Raw genomic sequence first — 22365 nt, 5'->3', positions numbered from 1 at the left:
GCTCCTTATCATGTTTTCTGGGCGTAGACAACCAGCTGCAGTCCCATCTCAGCAGTTTTGGCCGTCAAGCTGATGACCAGGTTATCCATCACCAGAGTAGTGAAGCGACTCCGTTCCATCTTATTCAAGAAGATAATCAAGTCAGGCAAGTTGGCCCTGACTTGCAGGCTATAGCGCATAAGGCGATACTCGGTAGCCCCCAATTTCTCTGTGCCGCTGCCCAGGGACTGTATGCTGACGATCTGCACCCGACTCTCCTCGGCCAGATAGAGCACCTCATCCAGTAGCTCGATGCCCTGAACATCCCTAGGAAAGGAGGCCTGCGGTGAAGCCAGCTGGGCTTGCGTCTCAGCCAGCTCCTTCTTGAGCGCTGTCAGGTCCATCTCCTTCCTGGTCTTTTCCAGCTCGGCTGTGGCGCTGATCACCTGCTGGGACAGGGCAGAGCGACGTTGCTCCGTTCGAATATAAAGGGCGCTGAGGGCCAGATTCACGACCACCAGCAGGATCGTCGTCCCCAGGAGGAATCGAGTGGATGGTGAAAGCTTCATTGTCCAGTCCTCGCGCGCAATTCCAGGACCAAGACGAAGGATACGGTGGTCCTCCCCTGAGGAGCCAGCAGAGCGGGGGCCGGAGCGGCCAGCTTTCCGGCGAGTATATCTTTCGCCGCCATGTCGGATCCAAGGGCTGGCCGGGCCGATCTCGGCCCTCGGACTACATCCCCGTCCGAAGCGCTGACCGCTGAGCTGCCGCTGGCCAACAGGTGCTCGAGTGATGAGTACCCCAGCGCGGAGGCAACGACGGTCGGCGTTCGCGTGGGTGTGGGGGTCGGCGTTGGGGTGGCCGTGGGCAGCGGCGTCGGTGGAAGGGGCGTGCTCGTCGGCGTTGGCGTAGGTGTGGGGGTAGACGTGGGCGTCAGGGTGGCCGTAGGGGTAGGAGTAGGAGTGGGCGTAAAGCCATAGACCCTGACCTCCCGCCAGGCCACCCAACTCGGGCTGCTGGTAGTGTTGATCCTAACTCGGCTTACCCCACTGAGGGGCGAACTGAAGGTATAACTGAGAACCTGTCCATCGCTTGTATTCCCACCGAAGGTATAGACCAGAGAGCCGCTTCCCGCCGCCGTATAGGTCCAAACCTCATGTGTCGTATAGCCACTGGGCGCCTGGCTGACCACTAATTCAATGCCGGTAACCTGTGAGGGGGTTCCCAGATCGACCTCCCACCAGGCTGATGGGTAGGTTCCAGCATTCCACAGCGTGTTGGTGTCCCCATCAACGGCCAGCGCCGCTGCACTGCCGCTGGCCGTCGCTGAAGCGCTGGCCGGTCGGCCAAGGGCGATGTTGGTCGCACCAGGCGTTGGCGTGGCCGTGGGGGTAGGGGTCGGAGTGGGCGGTACTGGTGTGCCCGGCGTAACCTTCTGAAAGACGACCTCCCAAACGTTCACACCCCGCACCCCCGCGGCGCCTGTGAAGAGACCCGTCGCCTTTTGTGACCTCCCACTGAGCACCTCTACGCTGAACGTGCCTTTCGTAACGTAGAAAGCGAAGGTGCCATCAGAGGGGGATGAGCCCAGTGGCGGCGTTATGGCCGACCAGGGTGGTAGCCCCTCGCTGCTGATCTTAAATTGCAGCCCAGGGATCAGGTTACCAGCCAGATCGATCACCTTGCCCCGGATGGAGCTGCTATCGCCCTCGCTGTCCGGGTAAGGGCTCATCGTCTTAGAGAGGACGATGTAGTCATAGGCCGGCGTCGGCGTAGGTGTCGGAGTGGCCGGTGGCCTGGTAGGCGTGACCGTCGGGGTTGGCGTCGGCGACCCAGGGGTAGCCACCCTTGTAGGGGTCGGGGTGGGGATAAGGCGCGTCGGGGTGGGTGGTACCGTAGCTGGCGGAGGAGCAACCGTCGGAGTGGGAACCCCTACCGGGGTTGGTTGCTCAGCAGGCGCCGGTCCACCCTCCGTCAGCGATTGGATGGAGACTCGCTGGAAGATCTTCGACTTCCGCAATTCATCACTATAAAGCACCACGCTGGCATAATCGCCGGCTGTTCCCTTCAAGGTAATCACCGGACCGCTCTGATTGATGGCCTCGAAACGGATATCGGGGGAAGTGGTAGTGACGATGGTGCGCAGGATATTCGACCAATCGACCCGGCGTGTCGCCAGCACCTGGTAGTCCTGCTGCATCACCTTCAAGGACTGTTTCGCCTGGTTGATGGCCTCTTGCAGCTTTTTGGCCTCCCCCTCAGCGGCCTTCAGCTTCTTGGTCTCCCCCTGTGCTTGGCGGAGTTGGTCCCCCAAACGGGTGATCTCCCCATCGACCCTCACCTTGACCTGGTAAAGAGATAGGGATAAAAAGAGCCCGATGATCGCTAAAAGCCCTAACACGATGAGCAGCGTTGATAACGCTGCCCGCCGATATTCCGGTGGTAGGAGATTAATATCGATAAACCTGTGACGAGCCTCCGGCCTGCGCCGGGCTAGATCGAGCTGCATCTCCTCCCTCTCAACTTGTCCTTCACCAACCGCTGACGTAACCCTTCATCACGAGCGGGAAATACGCTTTATACACCCAGGTGGGCGTGGCTGGCAGGGCGCTCGCTTCCAGGCGAACCTCCCGTACGAGCGGCGGTACGGCCAGATCACCCGCCCGTCGCAGCCGTAGTTGATATTCAAGGTACCTGGCGTTGACGCCGACACTGACGGGCGTTATCGTGGAGTAGGGCGTCCATTCTCCGTAACGGGCCGTACTATTTGGCGCCGTCCGATAACGCACCTCAATTAGACCATCGTTGGCCGTACCATCCCAGGACAAGGAATCGATCGAAACATCGACAGCAAAATCCGCATGGCCTGTATAGCTACCGCCAGGGGGCAGGAGGGCGCTGGCCCCCGTGCGTTCCACGCTTTTAAGAACAACACCGCCATCCTGCCCGCCGCTAACGTATATGTTGCCACCACTCACCGTAGCGCTCAGCCCCTTCCTCCCCACAAGGAGCAAGCTGGTGAAATTCCAGCTGCTCACCGAACCATCGGTGTTGGGACGCGCCCATTCCACACTACTTAGTGGCCCCCCACCATCGCCACCAAGGACGTAGAGAAAGCCATTTAGATACGCTGCGGCCGAACGGTAGCGGGGCACATTGAGGATAGACACCACCTGCCAGGTCCCCAGTCCCCCATCAGGGCCTATCCAGGCCCGTTCCACAGAGCCGCTTAACCCCGTCCCATCCTTACCCCCAAAGACGTAGAGGAAGCCGTCGGCCACGACGGCCGCGGCGCCGTAGCGGGGCGTGCGCATACTGCTGGAGACCAGCCCCCAAGAACTTAAGGTGCCGTCAGTCTTAATAGCTGCTCGTTCGACGCTGTTGAGGACATTGCCCTCCTGGTCATATCCACCCAGGACATAAAGATAATTGCCCATCACCACCGCCGTGGCCTCGTAGCGAGGTCGGGTCAGATGCGGTCCCTCCTGCCATGTCCCCAAGGAACCATCAACAGCGATAACCGCCCCTTCCACCCGGTCATAGTAGCGCTGGCCATCCCGTCCCCCTATAGCGTAGATGTATTTAGCGGTCGTCGTCCCCGTTATTACGGTGGCCATGGCCACTGCCGCCCCACTGTGGGCATAAGCCAGGGGACTCGTCTCCTGCCAGGGGCCAAGGCTCCCATCACTATTGATGGGAGCCCGCTCCACGCTGCTGAGGGCATTGTTCCCATCATCTCCTCCCACGCTGTAGAGCCAAGTGCTGGTCGCCACCGTGCCATGCCCATACCTGGCCCTCACCATATCGCTGGCGCGCCCCCATCCTTCCAGGCTTCCATCAGTGGTCAGGGCCGCCCCCTCCACGCTAGCGAGGGGCTTCGTCCCTGTGTGACCGGCAAAGACATAGATGTAGCCATTGGCCACTACGGCCGCTGCCCCACTCCTGGCCGTGCTCAAGGAGGAGATTATCTGCCAATCGCCCAATCGTCCATCGGGCTTAACCGTGACGCGCTCAACGCCAGGGTCTTTTCTATCCTCCGGACCGATCGCTCCACCGAGGGCATAGAGAAAATGCCCGTGGGCCACGGCGGCCACCCCTGACCGGGCCAGTTGCAAGGAAGACTCCGTTTGCCATGGAGATAAGTCGCCGCTCCGCAGATCAACCGTCGCCCTCTCCACACTCTTAAGATAGGCATCCCCACGGTAACCCCCTATGGCGTAGATGTTACCGCCAGCCACCACCAAGGCGTGACTATACCTGGGAGTATTCAGGCTGGTAGGCAAAGGTGTCCAGGCACTCACCGTATTGTCAAAGTTTAGCGTGGCCCGTTCGAGACTGGAGAGTACACCATCGCTCGCATTATATCCACCACTGACATAGAGGCGACCGTTGGTCACTACTGCCGCATGCTGGGCCCGTTTAGTGTTCAAGGCGCTCACAGCAGTCCAATTGCCCAGCGTCCCATCCTGATTCACCGTTGCCCGTTGGACAATGCCAAGATAGCCATCAGTGTTGTTCCAACCACCAATAGCGTAGATATAACCGTTCCAGGCCACGGCGGACAATTGGGCCGTGGGGGTGATCAACGCCGTCGTCGTCGTCCAGGGCCCCAAAGTACCATCCGCATTGAGGACAGACATCTCCACGCTACTCAAAACGTTCCAGTCAGTATCGAAGCCACCAAGGACATAAATGCGGTCATTGACGACTACGGCCGCCGCGCCATAGCGCGCTGTCCCCAGGGAGGTCGCTGAAAACCATCCACCTAGAGAACCCTCACTCTTCACTACCGCCAGCTCGACGCTGCCCAGAACGCTGTTTCCATCATAGCCGCCCAGGGTGTACAGCCGTCCATCAACGGCTACCCCTCCCAGTCCCCGTCTGGCTGTGCTCAATGCGGCGCTCGTCATCCAGCCACCCAGCGTACCATCGGCGTTAAGCGTCGCCCGTTCAACGGCGCTGAGATGGGTGCCATCGTAGCCACCGAGGGCGTAAATATAGCCATTGGCCACGACAGCCGCGTGGTACCCCCGTTTCATCCGCAGTGACGCCGTCGCGCTCCAGCTCTCCAGCGTCCCATCGTCGCGCACCCAGGCCCGCTCTACAGTGGCCAGGTAGCCGTTATTCCAGCCACCAAGGACATAGATGTATTTATAGCCGTTGACATCAGAAGCGACGACGCCCGCTGTGAAAACCCGCCCCATCGCCAGGGGGCTAGTGCTTGCCCAAGAACCAAGGCTACCATCGGCATTGATCGTCGCCCATTCAACGCTGCTGAGAACGCTTATCGCTGCGGTGCCAACTCGCTGCGGCTCATCCTCTCCCAAGAGGGAAGGATCAGTGGTGACCAGATCCCTGGCTAAGCCGAGGGACATAGCGCTATCGGATCCACCGATGATATATATCCTCCCTTCGACGACCACGACAGCCGACCCTTGCCTGGCGGTCGTCAGGCGACTGCTCAACGTAGTCCAGGGGGCTAAACTGCCATCGCCCCGCATGGCCGCCCGCTCAATGGATGACAGCGTCCCAGTGCTATCACTGCCACCAAGGACATAAAGATAACCATCGGCCACGACAGCCGCATGGAAAGATCTTTTCACCGTCAAGGGGCTCGTATAGAGCCAACTGCTCAGCGTGCCATCAGGCTGAATGGCGGCTATTTCGACTGAGTTCAGATAATCCCCATTCCAACCACCGATGACATAAAGGTGATTACCAGCCGCCACAACAGCGGCGCCCAGCCTACCGCTATTAAGAGAGGCGGTTGAGGTCCAGCTCTTTAGGAAGCCCCGGCGGGACAGCTCCAATTCACCATCCCCTGTGCGCGTGATGACAAGATTGCCGTTTTCCTTAAGCCCACTGGCGAAATCGGACACCGTCGTATAGGATCGGGTCATAGCCACAACGCCGGGGGAACCCCCCAGAAGAAGCACCACCATGGAGAAAAGAAGGATAAAGTGGAGCCTCATGCTGGCCCATGACCATGGCCACCTTTTCATCACCATCCATCCCCAAGCCCAATATGTGGCACCTCTAGCCAGGACATCGTCTCCTCCACGGCTAAGTTAGGGGGCTGTCGGCTTATTTAATCGCTCTGAGCATAGTGTACATAGGCATAATCACCGATAAGGCGATGAAGCCGACTACTATGCCGACGCCGACGATCATCAGAGGCTCAATGAGGGCTGTTATCGTGGCGATGGCCCGATCCGCCTCCTCCTCATAGAAGTTCGCTAACGTCTCCAGGTTAGCATCCAGGGTGCCTGTCTCCTCACCAACACGCATCATCTGCGGGACCATCTTGGGAAAGACGGGACGCTGGTCCACAGCCCCGGAGAGCGGCAGGCCAGCCAAAACATCGCTACGCACCTGCTGGAGTGCCTCTCTGATGACCCTGTTTTGGGTCGTCTGAATGTTCAGGTCCATAATCTCCGTCAACGGCAATCCGGCCCGCAGCAGGATGGACATCGTCCGACAAAATCGGCTCACATTCCCCTTGAGGTTTACCGTACCCAACAGGGGCATAGTGAGCATGAAGCGATCTATCTGCCTGGCGCCTCGCTCAGTATGACTATACCACCAGAACATGGCCGCCAGACTGACCACCGTGACCAGGAGATGTATCTTAAAGACCTGGACGAATTCTGTTATGGCGATCAACAATCTGGTCGTCCAGGGCAGTTGGGCCTTGAACTCGGCGAAGAAGCCAATCATAGCCGGCAGGGCGAAGGTGACCACGATGACCACCACCCCAGCGGCGATGGTGAGGACGAAGGCCGGATAAATCATCGCATTGCGGATCTTGTTCAACAGGCTTTCTTCCTTCTCCATATAAGTGGCCAACTGGCGGAGGACAAGATCAAGTCCACCGATCCCCTCCCCCACCTCGATCATCCGCACATAGATGGTGGGGAAGACGAGAGGATAGTTAGCCAGCGACCGTGAAAGAGGGTTCCCCTCCTGTAAGGAGTTGGCTACTTCCCGCAGTATCCGCCGTAGCCAGCGATTGGACGCCTGATCGGCCAGGAGATGCAGCGCGGGGAGGATAGCGATGCCCGACTCGAGGAGGGTGGCCAGCTGCCTGGTCATCACGATAAGATCGCGCCGTTTGACCCCGAAGAAGGTCGGAAACAGCTCCTCCAGAGTGGGCCATCGTCGCTGCGGTTTGAGGGTGATGACGGTCAGGTTAGCACGCCAAAGCGCCTCCTCAGCTGCCTCTTCCGAATCCATCTCAATCGTGCCCGTAACCAGATTGCTATCAGCCCCGTAGGCCACATACTTGTATAACATCGTGCCCCCTCACCTATCCGATGGTGAAGACGTTGCGGATGATCTCCGCAGGGGTAGTTACACCATCCCGCGCTTTAGTCATGCCATCGCGCCGCATGGTAATCATCCCCTCCTGGAGGGCCTGGGCCTTGATCTCTGCGGCTGTCGCCCGCCGTGTAACGAGCTGCCGGATCTGCTCTGACATGGGCAGCAGCTCAAAGACGCCTATGCGGCCCAGGTAGCCGGTACGGGCACAGAAGTTACAGCCACGGCCATAGTGAAACTCTGTCCGCACCTGTCCCATCTCCTGCTGGTAGGCCATAGCCTCGGCCGGCGATACCTGGACAAGGCTATGGCAGTAAGGGCAGACACGTCGGACTAGACGCTGAGAGAGGGTGGCGATCACCGCAGAGGTGACCAAAAACGGCTCCACCCCCAGATCGATCAGGCGCAGGAGTGCACTAACGGCGTCGTTGGCATGGATGGAGGAGAGCACCAGATGGCCGGTGAGAGCAGCGTTAATAGCCGTTTCGGCCGTCTCTCCATCCCGAATCTCCCCCACCAGGATAACATCCGGGTCTAAACGCAGGATGGCCCGCAGCCCTGAGGCGAAGGTGATATCAGCCTGGCGATTCACCTGAATTTGATTGATGTTTTTGAAGCGATACTCAATCGGATCCTCAATGGTCATGATGTTGCGGGTCATCGGATCCAGCTGATTGACAGAGCCATACAGGGTGGTCGTCTTCCCACTCCCGGTGGGCCCACTGATTAAGATCATGCCAAAGGGAGATTGGAGCATCGCCTCGTATGTCTGGAGAGGGCCGGGCAATAGCCCGAGGTCGGATAGGCTACGCACCGAGACCTCTTTATCCAGCACCCTCAACACGACCATTTCGCCTCGGTTGGTTTCGGCCGTGGCCACTCTGAAGTCGACATCCTTATCGGCCACCTTGGCCATGAACTGCCCGTCCTGAGGGCGCCTCCGTTCGGCGATGTTCATGTTGGACATAACCTTAATGCGGGAGACCAGGGCCTGGTGTACGCCAAGGGGAAGAGAGACGGCCTCATGAAGGACACCATCGATGCGGTAACGGATGCGCAGCGCCTCGTCCTCCGGTTCGATATGGATATCCGAAGCCCTATCCTTCACCGCCTGGGTGATGATCATATCAACGGCCCGCACGATAGGGGCTTGGGTGATCATCTCGGGGGAGAGCAATGGCTCAGCCGCGGCCCGGGCCATAGCTTGGGGTGGGGCAACAATCTGGTTGACCTGCTGCTTAATCTGGGAGGTGAGCTTATAATTGTTGTTGATGGCCTCCTGAATGCCCCCATGCAAGGCGATAACCGGCTTGATGCGCATACGGGTGAGGGAGGTTAAGGTATCGATCGCTTGCAGGTCCTGGGGCTCCTCCATGGCGACGACAAGCGAATCACCCTCGATGGCCAGGGGCAGGAGCCCGAACTGGCGGGCAACGTTTTCAGGGATGAGCCTGAGGGCCTCTGGCTGTATCTTATACTGCTTCAAATCGATGATGGGCACGTTCAGCTGATAGCTAAGCACCGTAGCCAGGGTGGCTGAGCTGATCAACCCTTGCTCAATCAATACCTGGCCGACGCGCTTGCCGGACTTCTGGGCCATCTCTATAGCTGCCTGGAGCTGCTCAGGGGTGATGAAGGCCCCCTCAACGAGGATTTGGCCGATCAGTTTCCTCCCCTCCACCCCCGTAGGTCGCATCATCATCGTAGATCACCTCGTCGTTGCCCTGGAAATATTATAACAAAATGCCCTGCTCCCTGTAAATCGACATAACATTAGCCATCTCCTCCGCCGAAGCGGATGTGATGTTTAACATAACAATCATAACTTACCATAGGCTCCTTTAGCGGGCCTCCCTCCGTGCCGATCAAAGGCGCTGGCCATGGCCCGCGCCGTGCGCAGGAGGATCACTGGACACCCCTGACAGAGAGAGCGAGTGGCGCTGTTGATGGAGGTACCCTCCACCTCCCAGCAATTCTTCCTTGAGCGATAGGCATTGCAGGAGGCACGCTTAGCCTCACTACACCCTTTGATCTCCCAGCAAAAAGGGCCTCTTTCCATCTCTAAGACCTCCTTAATTTAGCTCGTTCCAGCGAACATGTAGCCAACCCCACGTACCGTCTTCACCCACTGCGGGGCCGAAGGCTTCCGCTCTATCTTGCGGCGCAAGCGGCGTACGCAAACATCAATCAGGTTGGTATCGCCCTGGTAAGGGCTATTCCAAATCCTATGGTACAGCAGCCGCCTTTGCAGTGGAGTACCGGGATTGCTGGCCAGCAGGTATAATAGATCGAACTCCGTTGGGGAGAGGTTCACCTCCCGGCCAGCGACAATGACGCGGCGCTCCAGGGAGTCGATCTGGAGTCCATCGATGCGGATACGCCGTTGCTGCCGCCGCTCGGCCAACGCCGTTCGGCGCAACAGGGCCGTTAGGCGGGCGATCATCTCGCGTGAGTCGATCGGCTCACCTATATAGTCATCGGCCCCACACTCAAAGGCGCGCAGCACTCTGTCTATCTGCCGCGTATTTCCTACCAGCAAGATGGGCACGTCGGCCGAACGGCGGAGTAGTCGACAGAGAGCATGCCCCTCGCTGGGAGGCAGGGCGATCACCACGGCATCGATGTTCCTATCCCAAAGTAGCTGCGGTGCCTCAGCACTATTCCCCCTCTCCTCCACCAGCCAACCTACCCCCCTTAAGGCAGTGCTGACCTCTTGACGTCGAGTAGCCTCTGTATCAACTAGAAGTACGACCGGTCTCTGTATCACTTTGAACACCCCCTTCTTTTAGCCATAAACTTCACATCTCACCTTAACCCTCTGACCGATGACGCGGCTGAGAGCTGTCTCGATCGATCCGGCCAGGCGCTCGCTGAGCCAATCCAGAGCAAATTGATTGGGCACGCCGATGATGACCACCTGGCCATCAGTCCCAACGATGTGACAATTGCGTAGCCACATCTCATAGGCGGCGCGCCCGGTCTGAGCGCGCAGCTCCTCTAAGGCCGACCGCCAGACCTGCTGACCGGACAGCCTTGTGCCTGGTAAAGCCACGTTAGGGATGAGCACCCCCCCCACCCCACCTTCGGCTTCCCTTTCACTTTCTTCCTCTTCCCCCAGAGCAGTTCTCTCCGTACCGCTTGGGGCACCTAGACGCAGGGGTACCCCAAGGTCAGCTGCCAGCCGCTTCAGTGAGCGGACAAAAAAGGCCCCCATGTTGAGGGCAGCATTTCCCTCCCCGGCCACGATGGCCTCGTCTAAGGACTGCCCAAAGAGCTCGAGGTGATCGGGGTAGAGCTGGAGAAGGGTAGAATAGAACATTGCCAAGGAGTGCTCATCGTGTAAGCGTCGAGCAGCGTACTCGGCCAGCGGTTTGACGGCCCTTCTGATCTCTGTTCTTCGTTTAAGATTCCGGTTTATGGTTATTCCCATGTAGTTATAAGTTAATGTTAATACGGGCCCACCCTGCCCCTTGAGAGGCTCTGGGGGAGCATTGTGTGCGTTCAGGCTTGCCTGAGAAGAAGCATTGTGTTTCCTTACATCTGGGCGTGAAATAGCATCATGCGCTATCACCTCTGAGTGTGAAAGTAGATTTTGCGTGTTATGAGGGAACGACTCTCCTTGGGAAAGGGGCAGTGAAGGGGAGGATTGGGGGATAACACTGGCTGAAAGATCATTCTGTTCTTTTACTTCGTCCAATGGACAATGCCCCCCGTGGAGGATTTGAGCAGCCAGGGCTACGGCCAACCGCTCCTCATCCTCAGGGGTGAGGGGATCATCCATGACGACATCGATGATGTAGCCGATGCGGCGCGTTACGCCGGCCGTAGCATCGCGCACGTATTTATAGCGCAGTCGAGGGATGAATTTTGCCAGATATATTGTCTTCTCGGCGTCGTCGCTCTGGGCGGGGTCTATCTCTCGCCAGCCTGGGAAGGTGGGGCTGGGGACGGTGGCCAGGAGACGAGTGATGGTCGCCTCATGCACACCGAGCATCTCAGATAGTTGCCCCCGGGAGACCTCGCCCCGATTGGTGCCGTCTGTCTGCCGCTGGGTGCAGATGGTCCGCAGGGTCAAGACCAGGCCCCAGCGTAGGGCGCCAAGGCGGGACAGCCACTGATGCAGGAAGTATTCCGTGCAGGGTGCCTGTCGCTCAGGTTGCACGATGGCGTTGACGGCGCGGAGATAGACCGGTCGGACGACGATGTTCTCTGTCCCCTCAACCCCTCCCATATGCACCCCATGGCTCCTTTCTACAGATGCTGGATGATCACTACGGCCCCGGGCTGAAGCGGGCGCGGCGAAGCTGTTGAGCTGAAGGCAGTGTTGTAAGCCCTGCCTCTCGGGCATATTTATTAAGCATGCGCGCTACCATCTGACGAGTTAAGCGATGCTGCGGATCGTCGTTTTCCTTCCCCTTTCCTGGCTTATGACGTACGAATAGTGGGGGGTAGCGATCCTGGCGCACAGCTAAGTAGGCAGCCAACTGCTCCTGGGTGAAGGCATCAAGGTAAATCGAGCGGATGCGGCGGGCGTGTGGGGATACCGTGACCTCCAAGAAGGGATGCTGGCCTAAGAGGTCTTCCCGAACGTCGCTGCGATTCAACGAACACAGCTCGCTGACGCGCAGTCCGCTATTGATCAAGAGAGCGATGATAGCCCTATCACGCAATCCCCAAGGCTTGCTGACATCCGGCTGCTCCAGTAATCGCTGTAGATCACCCCTGCTGAGGGGGCGCCGCGGGCGATCGTCCTCCCTCCCCACTCTGGGCAACCTGATCTGCTCTGGGGGGAGCACCAGCTCTCCCTGCACCGTGGTGTAGTAGCGGAGTAGCGATCGTATGGTGGCTAGGTATTTGGCCTGAGTGCGCGGACTGAGCTCCCGGCCGTAGGCTGCGCTGCGCTCGCGCAGGTAGCGGCGAAATTGCTGCAGCTGATTCAGTTTTAGCTGGCTTATAGCTGTCACCGCGGGGTGGTTTTGGGCCATCCAGGTGGTGAAGGAGGCGAGCACCTGGCCATAGGTGTGGATGGTGGAAAGGGAATGCTCCTCATCCACACAGTGGTCGAGGAATGCCTGTATATCCTGGGCTAGTGGTGTGGTATTGGGCCTGGTGCTTCCGCTACGCCTCGGCAAGGCTACCCCCTGTTTTAGTTTCCAGAATTTTATTTCTGGAAACTAAATTCTGTCTACATTATAGCACCACGCGCCCTGTTTGTCAAGCTTTTTAGGGCCAAAACCGCCATTATTTCCTATTTGTCAATAATAGCTGACAAATCGCCTTTATTACCACTTAGTCAATAAGAAAGGAGGGCAACAGGAGAGGGAGAGGTATCTTTATTGACAAATAGGAAATAATAGATATAATCGGGGTGGGGGTGTACACTACTGGGCCTTTTGGGGTTCCTTCCCGCCTCGGCGAGGGTGAGATGCCTGGGCAGGGGGTTTTTGGGTTGAGGAGGATTTCTCGGTGCTCTCAGGGGGTTAGGGAAAAATGGAGGATTTTCGACAGTTGCTGAGTCGCTATCGGCAACGGGCGGGGCTATCGCAGAATGCCCTGGCTCGTCGGGTGGGGGTTAACCCGGCCTATATCAATCGGCTGGAGAAGGGCAGCCGGGGGGCGGGCAAGCGCTGGCTGGTGGAGGCCGTAGTGGAGGCCTTAGGACTGGGGCGAGGAGAGGGCGATATGCTCCTGGCTGCGGCTGGTCACCTTCCCACAGCTCTCCTCAGGCTCGGTCCGCTCGACCCCACCCTGCAGCTGGTGGCCGATGTCCTTTCCGACGAGGGCATCCCTGAGAGTCAGAAGGAGCTCTTTCGGCTACACATAAGGCTGGCGGCTATGCCCTGGCGCGGGATCACTATAGAGGGCTAATTTGTTTTCAGGGCTCCGTCTCTGCCTGGAGTAGGCCCGGAACTGGTCGGGATTCAATCTGGGGTGGAGGGGGGTTCATCCGGCCGTGGGGGATGGTAGTGGCCGAAAGCATCCTGGTACTCCTCTCGAATCTCGTTGCCCACCAGGTGGACATAGATCTGGGTGGTCGCTGGGCTGGCGTGCCCCATGACCCTTTGGACCACTGACTCACGCACGCGCCGGCGCACCAGTTCGGTAGCCAGGCCGTGGCGAAAGGTGTGGGGTGTGACGGTTGACTCGACGCCGGCCGCTCGGCAGCATGTGGCGACGATGGCCTCTACGGTGCGTGGGCTGATAGGGCGGCCAGGGTCGCCCGGTTTATCCCGCCCGGAGAAGGCGGGGAGCTCGCCCACCCGTGCTTGGGCGCTGTCCAGACGGGCCTGCCAGTAGGCGGCCAGCGCTGCGGCCGTCTCGCTATCGAAATAGGTGAGGCGAGACTTCCCCCCCTTGCCCCGAAAGACGAAGGCTGTTCCCTGGTCCAGGTCTACGTCCTGGCGCCGCAGGGCGCACAGCTCGGAGATGCGCATCCCGGTGCGATAGAGCAGGAGGAAGAGGGCGATCACTTTGAGACGGCGCAGCTCCTGGTGCGGTCGCTGTGTGGGGGGCAGGGACTTGACATAACTTAAAAGCCGTTCCAGGTCGGCCGTGCGCACCCTGGGTGGGGGAGGGGAGAAGCGATAGAGGGCGTCCTTGAGGCGTAGCGAGAGTTTTTCGGTGGAGAGCTCGGGGTGCAGGTCGGAGGCGACCAGGTAGGCGTAGAACTTACGCACGGCGGCGAGGTAGGTTAGGGCACTGCGCATGGCCGAGACCTCGCCGGCCGTGCGGACATCGTTGGGCGCTAAGCTTGACATAAAATTTAGGACCTGGTTGATGGTGAGGGCCGTGGTGGGGGCAGAGGAGGGATCTATATCTAGGGACTCGCTCAGGTAGGCGCGGAACTTGCTCAGTCCACCCCGATAGGTGATCACCGTGCGGGGCGATTTACGCAGGCCGTTGAGAAACGATTCGATGGCTTCATCGATAGTCATAGGAGCCGCTCCTTTTGGGTGAAGCGGGGCCCAAGACCACCGCGGGCCCCGCCCCAAATATTATACGTATAAGTTTCCTTATACGCAATATTCGCCCCTTAAAAGGGGCCATTTTCGAGTAGTACCTCGCCTCTCGGCACCCCCGTCCCTCCGACAATGACCCCCCGTCGCCGAGGCGACAGGGGGATTATAGACTAGTCGCCTGAGGCGACTAGAACCCTCCCAGAAGGAGGATCACCCCCCTTCTGGACTACCCCTTTAAGAGGATGTAAGATGTAGCGCGGGGGCTTGTCCCCCGCTTGCTCTCTCTGGATATAGGCTGCATTCCTACACCTTGACCCCCCCCGCGGGAGAAGAGTGAAAATGTTACAGTAGGGGAGATATTATTGTTATGTCAATAAAGATGGCCCTTGCGGTCTTTTTGTGCTCTGGGATACATCCCTATACCCTTGCCAAAGGGGCTACTCCCTCCTTGGAACCCCCATTGTTCGGTCTCCAGCGCCCTCTATTGGTTAAGCCAGGAGTAGACCCGAATCCCCGCCACCCCCGCATCAGTGAAGGATACCCTGGCCCTTATCGTTTGCAGCGACGTGGTGGTGATGATCTCGTACTTCGCCTGCACCCTCAGGCTGGCCGCTGCCTTGTAAATCTTACCGGTCGTATTCTGCGCGGTGATGGTGTGCGTACCAAAGGTGCCCGTACTATCTGAAGGGATGTCGAATTGGACCTGGAAATCCCCCTTGCTGGAGGACCACACCGTCGCCACTACGGTCTGGTCATCCCACTTGATGACTATCTCTTTGTTGACAGCAGCGCCATCGCCGATGACCATGATCGTCCAGCCGTTGGGCCCTGCAGTCGGGGTGAGGTTAACGGTGGCATCGCCCAACACCTGGACCGGGGCGGTATCGCCAGTGCTGATGGTACCGTAATTGGTGGTGACGCAAGAGGCACTATTATAGAGGTTGCCGCCAGCGGTCCCCGTGTTGGCCTGGAAGACGAGGGTAGCCGTGCCATTGCCGGGCACGCTGGAGGGCGAGAGACCGCTCCAGGTCAGCGTCTGGACGTTGTTGGCGGTGCTGATGCTGGGGTCGGCGGTCACTGTCCCATTCCAGCGGCTGGAGCTGGTGATATAGGTGAAGCCATAAGGGAGCTGATCGGAGATGGAGCTGAAGGTCTGCGTCTGAGACGTGGAGTTGGTCAGTTTGACGGTGTAGGTGATGGGCGCGCTTGGGTTTTGAATGTAGGGGGAGACGGTCTTGGTGAGATATAAGCCTGCCTCCCCAGCGCTGACCGCGATCTTGATGTAGTCAACGTGCAGGACCTTATCCGACCCGGTACTGGTGTTGGTGAAGCGGATGTTAATATACGGGATATCGCTCAGGCTCAGCCCGCCTACCTGGCCCTGGTTGGCCAACAGATCGTAGGTCTCGGTATTATAAGAGGTCGGTGCCCTGGTGCGCGAGGGCAGGATGCTCGTATTCACGAAGGTAGAGGCGTTCGGTTGCCCCTGGCTGCCCTTTCCCCATTGGAGGTAATCGACCGCGCTGGCGGTAACGGGATAGCTCCCATCGGTACTGTAGACGATGGTGAGCACAGCGGCGATCAGGTCGCCTTGTGTGGGCAGCCCTGTGGTGCTGAAGCCGTTGAAGTGCATGATGTTGTTGCCCGCTGAGGCGTTATTGACGTCATAGGTAGTGGCATCCTGGCTCTGGACGTTAGCCAGCAGGGAGCCGGTGTTGTCCTGTACCCCCTTGCTATTAGGGACGATCTCGGTGCTGGCCGCCTCGGCCGTCGAGTGACTGTCCCAAACGAGGGATAAGGGGAGGCTAGCCTTGTGCCAGAGTGCTGTCAGTCCATGGCGAATACCTTCAGCCAGTTGGAGCGAAGGTCCTTGCGTGGAGCTCCATTGGCCGGGGTTGAGCAGCCTGACAGTCACGGTGGTAGTGATCCCGTTCGGGGGGTCGGAGGGCATGGTGATACTGGTGGTATTGTTCGGGTTGTTTTTATAAGAGGTAGTGATGTTGCCGCGCAGGCTGGGATCGTTCTTTAAGCTGACAATGGCATATTCTATCCCTGAATCAGCGGCGTAGTAATGCATAGCCATCTGGTCGCTCTGGTTCAGCTGAATCAGCAGGCTGCTCAGCAGGGTGAGCCCGGGGGGGATCAGGAGGGCCGCCACCCCTACAGCGAAGAGGACGATGATGATTGCTGCGCCTCTCTCGTTTCTCATTGGTACCGACTCCGTGAGGCTACCTTGAGGGTGGAGGTGAGGACCTCGCTATCACTGGTGACGGTGATGTTTACGGTTACCAGTGGGTTGTAGGTATCGCCACTCAGTTGGAAGGTGAGGTCGTTGGGGCCGGCGAGGTTGCGGGCGATGATTATCGTTGTCTGAGGACCACTACTGGTCGAATGAGTGCGCAGGAGCTGGTTGCCGGAAAGGCTGTATTGGACGGTATGCGTCACCGTTGGGCTGGGGGAGAGATCGTTCCAGGCCAGGGTCAGGGTATTGCCAACCGGTGTGGGGGAGAGGCTGATCTGGGGGGCATTACCCGACTGGGCCGCTGTGATGTCCTCGGCCAGCCAGGTACCCGCCAGACTGATGTCCTTGATGTTGCTGGCGCTGCGCGTGGTATCGCTGAAGGTCCTGTAGGTGAGCAGGACGAAGGAGGTGATGAAGACGGCCAACAGGCTGGAGATGGCCATCATCATCAGGAGCTCGATGATGCTTTGTCCCCTCTCGTTCATTGGCGGTTCACCTTGTAGTCCTCCAGGGTGAGGATGACCTTTCCATAATGGCTGACCCTGACGACGATCTTCTGCAAATCGGTGGAGACGGTTGTGGAAGTGGTGATATCGACAGCGTAATCAGGGGGGGTAGCGACGAGGCTATAGGCTGTTGGCGTGGAGTTATAGGTCTGGTTCTTGATGTACTCGATCTGTGATCGGGCTATATTGGCGGCGATCGCCTTTTCGTCGCTGAGCCTGGTGGCCAGGGCACTGCCCGACATGGCGTTCAGCAAGGGCAGGATGATGATGGCGACGAAGGCGAGGGCCACTAAAACCTCAGCAATAGTTTCGCCTTTCTCGGCCAGAAGTGCTCTCCTCATGATCGTTGCCCAAGGGCGCCCTCCCTAAAGGGAGTATAACACAAGGCGATGGCATTGTGTAAAACAGTACACCACAGGCATTCACTATAGGAAGTATATCATCTGAGCGCTTAAACCAGCAACATGAAATCCTGCACTGTGTCGAGTTTGACGGTTGTCTGAGGCCATAGTAGAATGCGGGCAACGAGGCTTCATTGTCTATAATCCCCCGTCGCCGAGGTGGCAGGGGGGCAGGGGGGACGAGAGCATCAAGTGACAGAGATACTAGTTACCGGAGGCGCTGGTTTCATCGGCTCGCACATCGTTGAGGCCCTTCTGGGGATGGGACTGGTTCCGGTGGTTGTGGATGACCTCAGCTCCGGTGAGGCAGCTAACCTCCCTCTGGGGGTAACCTTCTACCGGCTGGATATAACCTGTGCTGAACTGGCCAGAGTTTTTCAGCGCCATTGTTTTGAGTCCCTGATCCACTGTGCGGCGCATGTGAGCGTCGTCGGGTCTATGGAGAACCCGACCCTCGATCTACTGGTGAACGTCCAGGGCACACAGCACCTGCTTAAACTGTGCCAGGAGTACGCTGTGCCCAAGATCGTCTTTCTTTCCAGCGGTGGGGCTATCTATGGGGAGACGGAGACGCCAGCCTCCGAGGAGACCCCGCCGGCGCCGCAGAGCTACTATGGCCTGCACAAGTATTGTGCTGAGAGGCTGATCGAATTGAGTGGGCTCGACTTCGCCATCTTGCGCCTGGCCAACGTCTATGGCCCCCGTCAGAGGGGCGATTTGGAGGGAGGGGTGGTGGCCATTTTCATGGAGCGGCTACGCCAGCGTGAGCCAGTGGAGATTTTCGGCTCTGGCGAACAAGAGCGAGATTTTGTCTTCGTGAAGGATGTCGTCGAGGCCGTGTTGGCCACTTTGCGGTATAATAAGAATGATGTCTGGAACATTGGTACGGGCTGTTCTACCACTATCAACCAGCTATTGAGTCTTCTGGTGCAGCAGCTGGGCGAGCCGGTGGGGGTGTGCTATCGGCCGCTCAGGAAGGGAGAGATATTCCGGTCCTGTTTGGATGTATCTAAGATCATCGCCGCTGGCTTGTGGCGACCGCGGTATAGCCTGACCGAAGGGTTGCGTGAGACTTTAGGTGGGTAAGTGATGATCGTCGCCTCCGCTCTAACTAAGCAGTTTGGCCCTCTTACCGCTGTGGATGGACTCACCTTTGAGGTGAACCCTGGGGAAACCCTGGCTCTGTTAGGGCCGAATGGAGCGGGGAAAACGACGACAGTCAGGATGCTGAGTGGTTTACTACGCCCCACGGCTGGGCAGGCCAGCATTGCTGGATACGATACCGTTCAAGAGGCGGCGAGGGTACACGCTGTAGTGGGGCTACTGACCGAGCAGCCAGGCTTTTATCCCCGTATGGACCCGCTCGCCTATCTGCTCTTTTTCGGGCAGCTGTATGGCCTATCCCCACGGGCCATTCAGCAGCGCAGCGAGGAGTTGCTGACCAGGTTCGGACTCTGGGAGCATAGACATACGGCTATCGGCGCTTTTTCGGCCGGTATGCGGCAACGCATGGCCCTGATGCGGGCCTTGATTCATAATCCGGCAGTGCTATTCCTGGATGAGCCCACCTCGGCCCTTGACCCCAGCAATGCGAAGATTGTCCGCGATTATATCGCCGAATTGAAGCGCGGTGGTCATACAATCATCGTCTGTACGCACAATTTGGCCGAGGCGGAGCTGTTGGCTGACAGCGTGGCCATCATCAGGTCCGGGCGGCTGCTGAAGTGGGGTCCATTGGCCAGGGTGAAGGATGAACTCCTTGGTCCACCTACCTTCGAGGTGCGGCTGTGTCCCGCTGCTGGGGCAGCGCTGGATGAGGCCGTTCCTGGGCTAAGGAGGCTCGTTCAGGTGGAGAATACTGGTCCTGATTGGCTGCGCTTTCGGACCGAGAGTCCGACGGCGACCAATCCGCTGGTCGTAAGGTCTTTGGTCGAGGCTGGACATCAGGTCGTTTCCCTGGCGGAGGTGCCGCGTAGCCTTGAGGATGTCTACCTTAAGTTAGTGGCTGCTTGACTATGATAGAGAAGGCTGTGATCATCAGCGAGCGGGATATACGGGAGGCAGCGGCGGGATGGCGTTCCTTGGTTCCCCTGGCTCTGCTGGCCGTAGTCTTCCCTGTCCTGTTGGTCCTGGGAATGCAGTCGCTGCAACCCCTTCTGCGGGAGCTGAACCTTTTCTCTGACCTGAGCAAGATTTTCCCCTTCCTGGCCCTGATGATCGGCTTTTTGCCCTCCTCGTTCTCCCTGGTCTTCGCCCTGGAGGGCTTCGCTGGCGAACGGGAACGACGCACGCTGGAGTGGTTGTTAGTGACGCCCCTGACGGACGGGGAAATCTACCTGGGGAAGTTTATGGCGGCCGTTATCCCCTCTTTAACCTTCACCTATGTTTCCATCGTCATCTTCAGTCTGGTTTCCATCTTAACGGGTTTCGGTGTGGTGACGAATCAACTGCTTTCTCAGGTGATAGGCATCAACACCGTTCAGTGTGCCCTGATGACGGCGGCAGCCCTCATTGTCTCCAGCAATGCTCTCACGACGCGAGGGGCGAACTTAATGGCCATTTTTATCATAACGCCTGTCTTAGCTCTGCTCCAGTTTGAGTATCTGTTGTTGCAATCTGGCTATCTCCCTATCGTCTGGCTGCTCGTCCTGGCGGCTCTGGTCGTAACCGTGCTTCTGGTGCGCCTGGGGGTGAGGCTTTTTGACCGTGAGGCGGTCCTCTCCCAGGAGAGCTATCGCCCCAGCCGACGCGAGACACTAGCGAAGGCCTGGTCGATGTTCCTGTGTCCAACGGAGTCGTTGGGGCGGTGGGACATATATGGACATTCGGTCGCCTTACTGCGCCAGAATCTCGTTGCCTTGCTGATCGTTGTAGGTGTGATGCTGCTCAGTTTTGGGGGAGCCTATGGCTACTCCCTCTCTCATCCGCTGGGATTGAGCATAGTCCCATCCGGGCTGTCTTCCGGGGCACCGTCTGGGCCGGTCGCTGGGCTGCCGAGTCTGACCGTCCAGGGCATATTCCTCCACAATCTGAGGGCTCTGCTGGTGGGGGCGGTCTTAGCGTTGTTCTCCTTTGGCACGTTTGCTTTGCTCACGGTGATGCTGCCCCTGGCCGTTCTGGGGTTCTTCGCCGGGCAGGTGGCTACGGCCGGTGGGGAGCCCCTGCGTTACCTTCTGGCCTGGGTCCTCCCGCATGGCCTGATTGAGCTCCCCACCCTGGCTATCGCCGCCGCTTTCAATTTTGCCCTGGGGATGGCCGTTTTCAATACTAGGGCTGGTCATCCGATTGGGGAGTGTGTTTTGCAGGCGGCGATGAACTGGCTGCGCATCCTGCTGACGTTCATCGTTCCCCTGCTGCTCCTGTCGGCTATATTAGAAGTCCACCTCACCCCTCGGGTCATCACCCTGTTCTACGGACCGTAGAGGACATTACAAGTCCCCGATGTCAACTGAGTGAGCGCTTGTGTCTCCCTTGCCCTTCTTCCGCCGGGGAGGCCTGCCTGCGCCTGCAGCAGGCAGGTCAAGGAGGGAGGGCGCCGCCCCACTACGCGGAGCGAAGCGGGATGCAGCCCAGGTTATAATCCCCCTTCTCCCGCCGGGGCGTTGGGGAGGTCGGGGGGGGGGCAGTAGGAGCACGTGGCCAACTGCCCCTTAGAGTGAAGTGGGATACGACCCAGATCCAATCCCTTTTTATCTTAAGGGGGTAGTCCAGAAGGGGGCTAGCCTTAGGGTGAATCGGAATACACCCTAGATCTATCCCCCCTTCTCCCGCTGAAGCGAGGGGCGGTCAAGGAGGGCGCACCCTCCTTGGAGGGTTCTAGGGCTCCGCCCTAGTCATCATTTCCCCCCTCTCTTTGTGGGAGAAGGGGGCCAGGGGGCGAAGGCGTCTTCCAGGAAAGTTGACAGAAGGATGGGCTGGGGATACAATCCCTAGCCAGAACATCCGTCTGGCTGTTCGATGACCGAGGGCCCTTCGCCATTTCTAAATCTAAGAGAGATAGATGAGAATTAAGTTTTGGGGCACCCGAGGGTCTATACCAGTACCCGGCGCCGCTACTTTAAGGTACGGCGGCAATACAGCCTGCCTTCAGGTGATCACTGACGATAACACCCTGATCATCATCGACTGTGGCACAGGGATAAGGAATCTCGGCCACTGGCTGGATAAGCACTGGCCCCACCCCATCAGGGGACACATCCTGCTTTCTCATTTGCACTGGGACCACATTCAGGGTTTCCCCTTCTTTGTTCCTGCCTTTAGGCCTGAAAATGAGTTCGCCATTTATGGCCCTCAGGATATGGATAGAAGGCTGGATGAGGTCTTCGCTGGGCAGATGGAGTACCCCTATTTTCCGCTGCGGTTGAGGCAACTACCTGCTCGACTGACCTTCCATGAGTTAACCGAGGGCTCGTTCCAGATCGATAACATAGAGGTCACTACCCTCCCCCTTCATCATACCTCCCTAACCCTTGGCTACCGCCTTCAGATCAATGGGTCGGTCCTGGTTTATGCCTCTGATACTGAACCCCACGCCCCCCAGCGGGCGGCCCTCTCTAGTTATGTAAACCATCGTCTCACCTCCGGCCACGGGGAGGGTGATCGTTTCACCCATGAGGGTAATCGTCGCCTGGCCTCCTTCGCCCAGTGTGCTCAGCTGTTGATCCACGATGCCCAGTACACGGCTGAGGAGTACACGGAAAGGGTTGGTTGGGGACATAGCAGCGTTGACTACGCCGTAGATGTGGCTGTTGAGGCGCAGGTGGGGCAACTGGCCCTCTTTCATCATGATCCTGACCACACTGATCAAGTCATAGAGAGGTTAGAGCGGTATGCTCAGGAGCGGGCGGCTCAGTGCGGAGCAGCTATGAGAGTCTTTGCGGCGGCGGAGGGACAGGAGCTCCGCTTGGGGAGAGTGGATCAGCCGGTGCAGGAGGCGCGGTGATGGCTTCCCGCTGGCCTCT

18 protein-coding genes and 1 pseudogene are annotated in these 22365 nt (G+C 58.5%); 5 read left to right on the top strand and 14 right to left on the bottom strand.

All coding sequences use genetic code 11. The features are described 5' to 3' along the window. Window positions 1–8 precede the first annotated feature (8 nt). The 10 genes and pseudogenes from M1136_02520 to M1136_02475 all read right to left on the bottom strand — a co-directional run bounded on the left by M1136_02520 (window position 9) and on the right by M1136_02475 (window position 12428). A complete protein-coding gene (locus M1136_02520) occupies window positions 9–548 on the bottom strand; it encodes a hypothetical protein (protein MCL5074513.1) in 540 nt (179 codons plus the stop codon). Then, complete coding sequence (locus M1136_02515) at window positions 545–1711, bottom strand: discoidin domain-containing protein (protein ID MCL5074512.1); 1167 nt, start codon at window positions 1709–1711, stop codon at window positions 545–547. Before M1136_02515 ends, M1136_02520 begins: the two co-directional genes overlap by 4 nt. Before the next feature lie 297 nt (window positions 1712–2008). Then, window positions 2009–2179 (bottom strand): annotated as a pseudogene (locus tag M1136_02510) (hypothetical protein). 331 nt (window positions 2180–2510) lie between these two features. After that, the gene (locus tag M1136_02505; GenBank protein ID MCL5074511.1) at window positions 2511–5981 is read right to left on the bottom strand and encodes a hypothetical protein; all 3471 of its coding nucleotides are present in this window, start codon (window positions 5979–5981) and stop codon (window positions 2511–2513) included. A gap of 82 nt (window positions 5982–6063) precedes the next feature. After that, window positions 6064–7272, bottom strand: a complete 1209-nt coding sequence (locus tag M1136_02500) for a type II secretion system F family protein (protein ID MCL5074510.1) — start codon at window positions 7270–7272, stop codon at window positions 6064–6066. A 13-nt stretch (window positions 7273–7285) separates the two neighbouring features. Further along, a complete protein-coding gene (locus M1136_02495; protein ID MCL5074509.1) occupies window positions 7286–8998 on the bottom strand; it encodes a GspE/PulE family protein in 1713 nt (570 codons plus the stop codon). Window positions 8999–9115: 117 nt separating this feature from the next. Beyond that, window positions 9116–9355 (bottom strand): hypothetical protein, encoded by a 240-nt coding sequence (locus M1136_02490; protein ID MCL5074508.1) that lies wholly within the window; start codon window positions 9353–9355, stop codon window positions 9116–9118. Window positions 9356–9373: 18 nt separating this feature from the next. Beyond that, window positions 9374–10063 (bottom strand): response regulator transcription factor, encoded by a 690-nt coding sequence (locus M1136_02485; GenBank protein MCL5074507.1) that lies wholly within the window; start codon window positions 10061–10063, stop codon window positions 9374–9376. Window positions 10064–10081: 18 nt separating this feature from the next. Continuing rightward, on the bottom strand, window positions 10082–11527 hold the full coding sequence (locus M1136_02480) for a hypothetical protein (GenBank protein ID MCL5074506.1): 1446 nt from the start codon (window positions 11525–11527) through the stop codon (window positions 10082–10084). Between the two features lie 40 nt (window positions 11528–11567). Beyond that, window positions 11568–12428, bottom strand: coding sequence for a tyrosine-type recombinase/integrase (locus M1136_02475; protein ID MCL5074505.1), 861 nt, complete (start codon window positions 12426–12428; stop codon window positions 11568–11570). 358 nt (window positions 12429–12786) lie between these two features. Here M1136_02475 and M1136_02470 point away from each other — a divergent pair, with 358 nt between their 5' ends. Continuing rightward, a complete protein-coding gene (locus tag M1136_02470; protein ID MCL5074504.1) occupies window positions 12787–13164 on the top strand; it encodes a helix-turn-helix domain-containing protein in 378 nt (125 codons plus the stop codon). 53 nt (window positions 13165–13217) lie between these two features. Here M1136_02470 and M1136_02465 read toward each other — a convergent pair whose 3' ends face one another. From M1136_02465 to M1136_02450, 4 genes are all read right to left on the bottom strand, one after another. Next, a complete protein-coding gene (locus M1136_02465) occupies window positions 13218–14231 on the bottom strand; it encodes a tyrosine-type recombinase/integrase (GenBank protein ID MCL5074503.1) in 1014 nt (337 codons plus the stop codon). A gap of 505 nt (window positions 14232–14736) precedes the next feature. Then, window positions 14737–16464 (bottom strand): DUF11 domain-containing protein, encoded by a 1728-nt coding sequence (locus M1136_02460; GenBank protein ID MCL5074502.1) that lies wholly within the window; start codon window positions 16462–16464, stop codon window positions 14737–14739. Next, complete coding sequence (locus tag M1136_02455; protein MCL5074501.1) at window positions 16461–16982, bottom strand: hypothetical protein; 522 nt, start codon at window positions 16980–16982, stop codon at window positions 16461–16463. Before M1136_02455 ends, M1136_02460 begins: the two co-directional genes overlap by 4 nt. Beyond that, window positions 16979–17344, bottom strand: coding sequence for a hypothetical protein (locus tag M1136_02450; GenBank protein ID MCL5074500.1), 366 nt, complete (start codon window positions 17342–17344; stop codon window positions 16979–16981). Before M1136_02450 ends, M1136_02455 begins: the two co-directional genes overlap by 4 nt. A 252-nt stretch (window positions 17345–17596) precedes the next feature. Here M1136_02450 and M1136_02445 point away from each other — a divergent pair, with 252 nt between their 5' ends. The 4 genes from M1136_02445 to M1136_02430 all read left to right on the top strand — a co-directional run bounded on the left by M1136_02445 (window position 17597) and on the right by M1136_02430 (window position 22346). After that, a complete protein-coding gene (locus M1136_02445; GenBank protein ID MCL5074499.1) occupies window positions 17597–18490 on the top strand; it encodes an NAD-dependent epimerase/dehydratase family protein in 894 nt (297 codons plus the stop codon). Between the two features lie 3 nt (window positions 18491–18493). After that, window positions 18494–19417 carry an ABC transporter ATP-binding protein gene (locus tag M1136_02440; GenBank protein MCL5074498.1) on the top strand — a complete coding sequence of 308 codons (924 nt, stop codon included), beginning with the start codon at window positions 18494–18496 and terminating at the stop codon, window positions 19415–19417. A gap of 2 nt (window positions 19418–19419) precedes the next feature. Further along, window positions 19420–20826, top strand: coding sequence for a stage II sporulation protein M (locus tag M1136_02435; GenBank protein ID MCL5074497.1), 1407 nt, complete (start codon window positions 19420–19422; stop codon window positions 20824–20826). Window positions 20827–21404: 578 nt separating this feature from the next. Further along, window positions 21405–22346, top strand: coding sequence for an MBL fold metallo-hydrolase (locus M1136_02430; protein ID MCL5074496.1), 942 nt, complete (start codon window positions 21405–21407; stop codon window positions 22344–22346). Window positions 22347–22365: the final 19 nt, after the last annotated feature.

The sequence above is a fragment of the Chloroflexota bacterium genome, from assembly GCA_023475225.1.
Classification (GTDB): Bacteria; Chloroflexota; UBA6077; order FW602-bin22; family JAMCVK01; genus JAMCVK01.
The sequence above is the reverse complement of the archived record's forward strand: the minus strand, read 5'-3'. Positions and strand labels throughout refer to the sequence as shown.

Bases quoted from the DNA above. Each gene is read 5' to 3' on its own strand.
- M1136_02520 (MCL5074513.1), bottom strand. From the start codon at position 548: ATGAAGCTTTCACCATCCACTCGATTCCTCCTGGGGACGACGATCCTG.
- M1136_02515 (MCL5074512.1), bottom strand. From the start codon at position 1,711: ATGAGCCCTTACCCGGACAGCGAGGGCGATAGCAGCTCCATCCGGGGC.
- M1136_02505 (MCL5074511.1), bottom strand. From the start codon at position 5,981: ATGAAAAGGTGGCCATGGTCATGGGCCAGCATGAGGCTCCACTTTATC.
- M1136_02500 (MCL5074510.1), bottom strand. From the start codon at position 7,272: ATGTTATACAAGTATGTGGCCTACGGGGCTGATAGCAATCTGGTTACG.
- M1136_02495 (MCL5074509.1), bottom strand. From the start codon at position 8,998: ATGATGATGCGACCTACGGGGGTGGAGGGGAGGAAACTGATCGGCCAA.
- M1136_02490 (MCL5074508.1), bottom strand. From the start codon at position 9,355: ATGGAAAGAGGCCCTTTTTGCTGGGAGATCAAAGGGTGTAGTGAGGCT.
- M1136_02480 (MCL5074506.1), bottom strand. From the start codon at position 11,527: ATGGGAGGGGTTGAGGGGACAGAGAACATCGTCGTCCGACCGGTCTAT.
- M1136_02470 (MCL5074504.1), top strand. From the start codon at position 12,787: ATGGAGGATTTTCGACAGTTGCTGAGTCGCTATCGGCAACGGGCGGGG.
- M1136_02465 (MCL5074503.1), bottom strand. From the start codon at position 14,231: ATGACTATCGATGAAGCCATCGAATCGTTTCTCAACGGCCTGCGTAAA.
- M1136_02460 (MCL5074502.1), bottom strand. From the start codon at position 16,464: ATGAGAAACGAGAGAGGCGCAGCAATCATCATCGTCCTCTTCGCTGTA.
- M1136_02455 (MCL5074501.1), bottom strand. From the start codon at position 16,982: ATGAACGAGAGGGGACAAAGCATCATCGAGCTCCTGATGATGATGGCC.
- M1136_02450 (MCL5074500.1), bottom strand. From the start codon at position 17,344: ATGAGGAGAGCACTTCTGGCCGAGAAAGGCGAAACTATTGCTGAGGTT.
- M1136_02440 (MCL5074498.1), top strand. From the start codon at position 18,494: ATGATCGTCGCCTCCGCTCTAACTAAGCAGTTTGGCCCTCTTACCGCT.
- M1136_02435 (MCL5074497.1), top strand. From the start codon at position 19,420: ATGATAGAGAAGGCTGTGATCATCAGCGAGCGGGATATACGGGAGGCA.
- M1136_02430 (MCL5074496.1), top strand. From the start codon at position 21,405: ATGAGAATTAAGTTTTGGGGCACCCGAGGGTCTATACCAGTACCCGGC.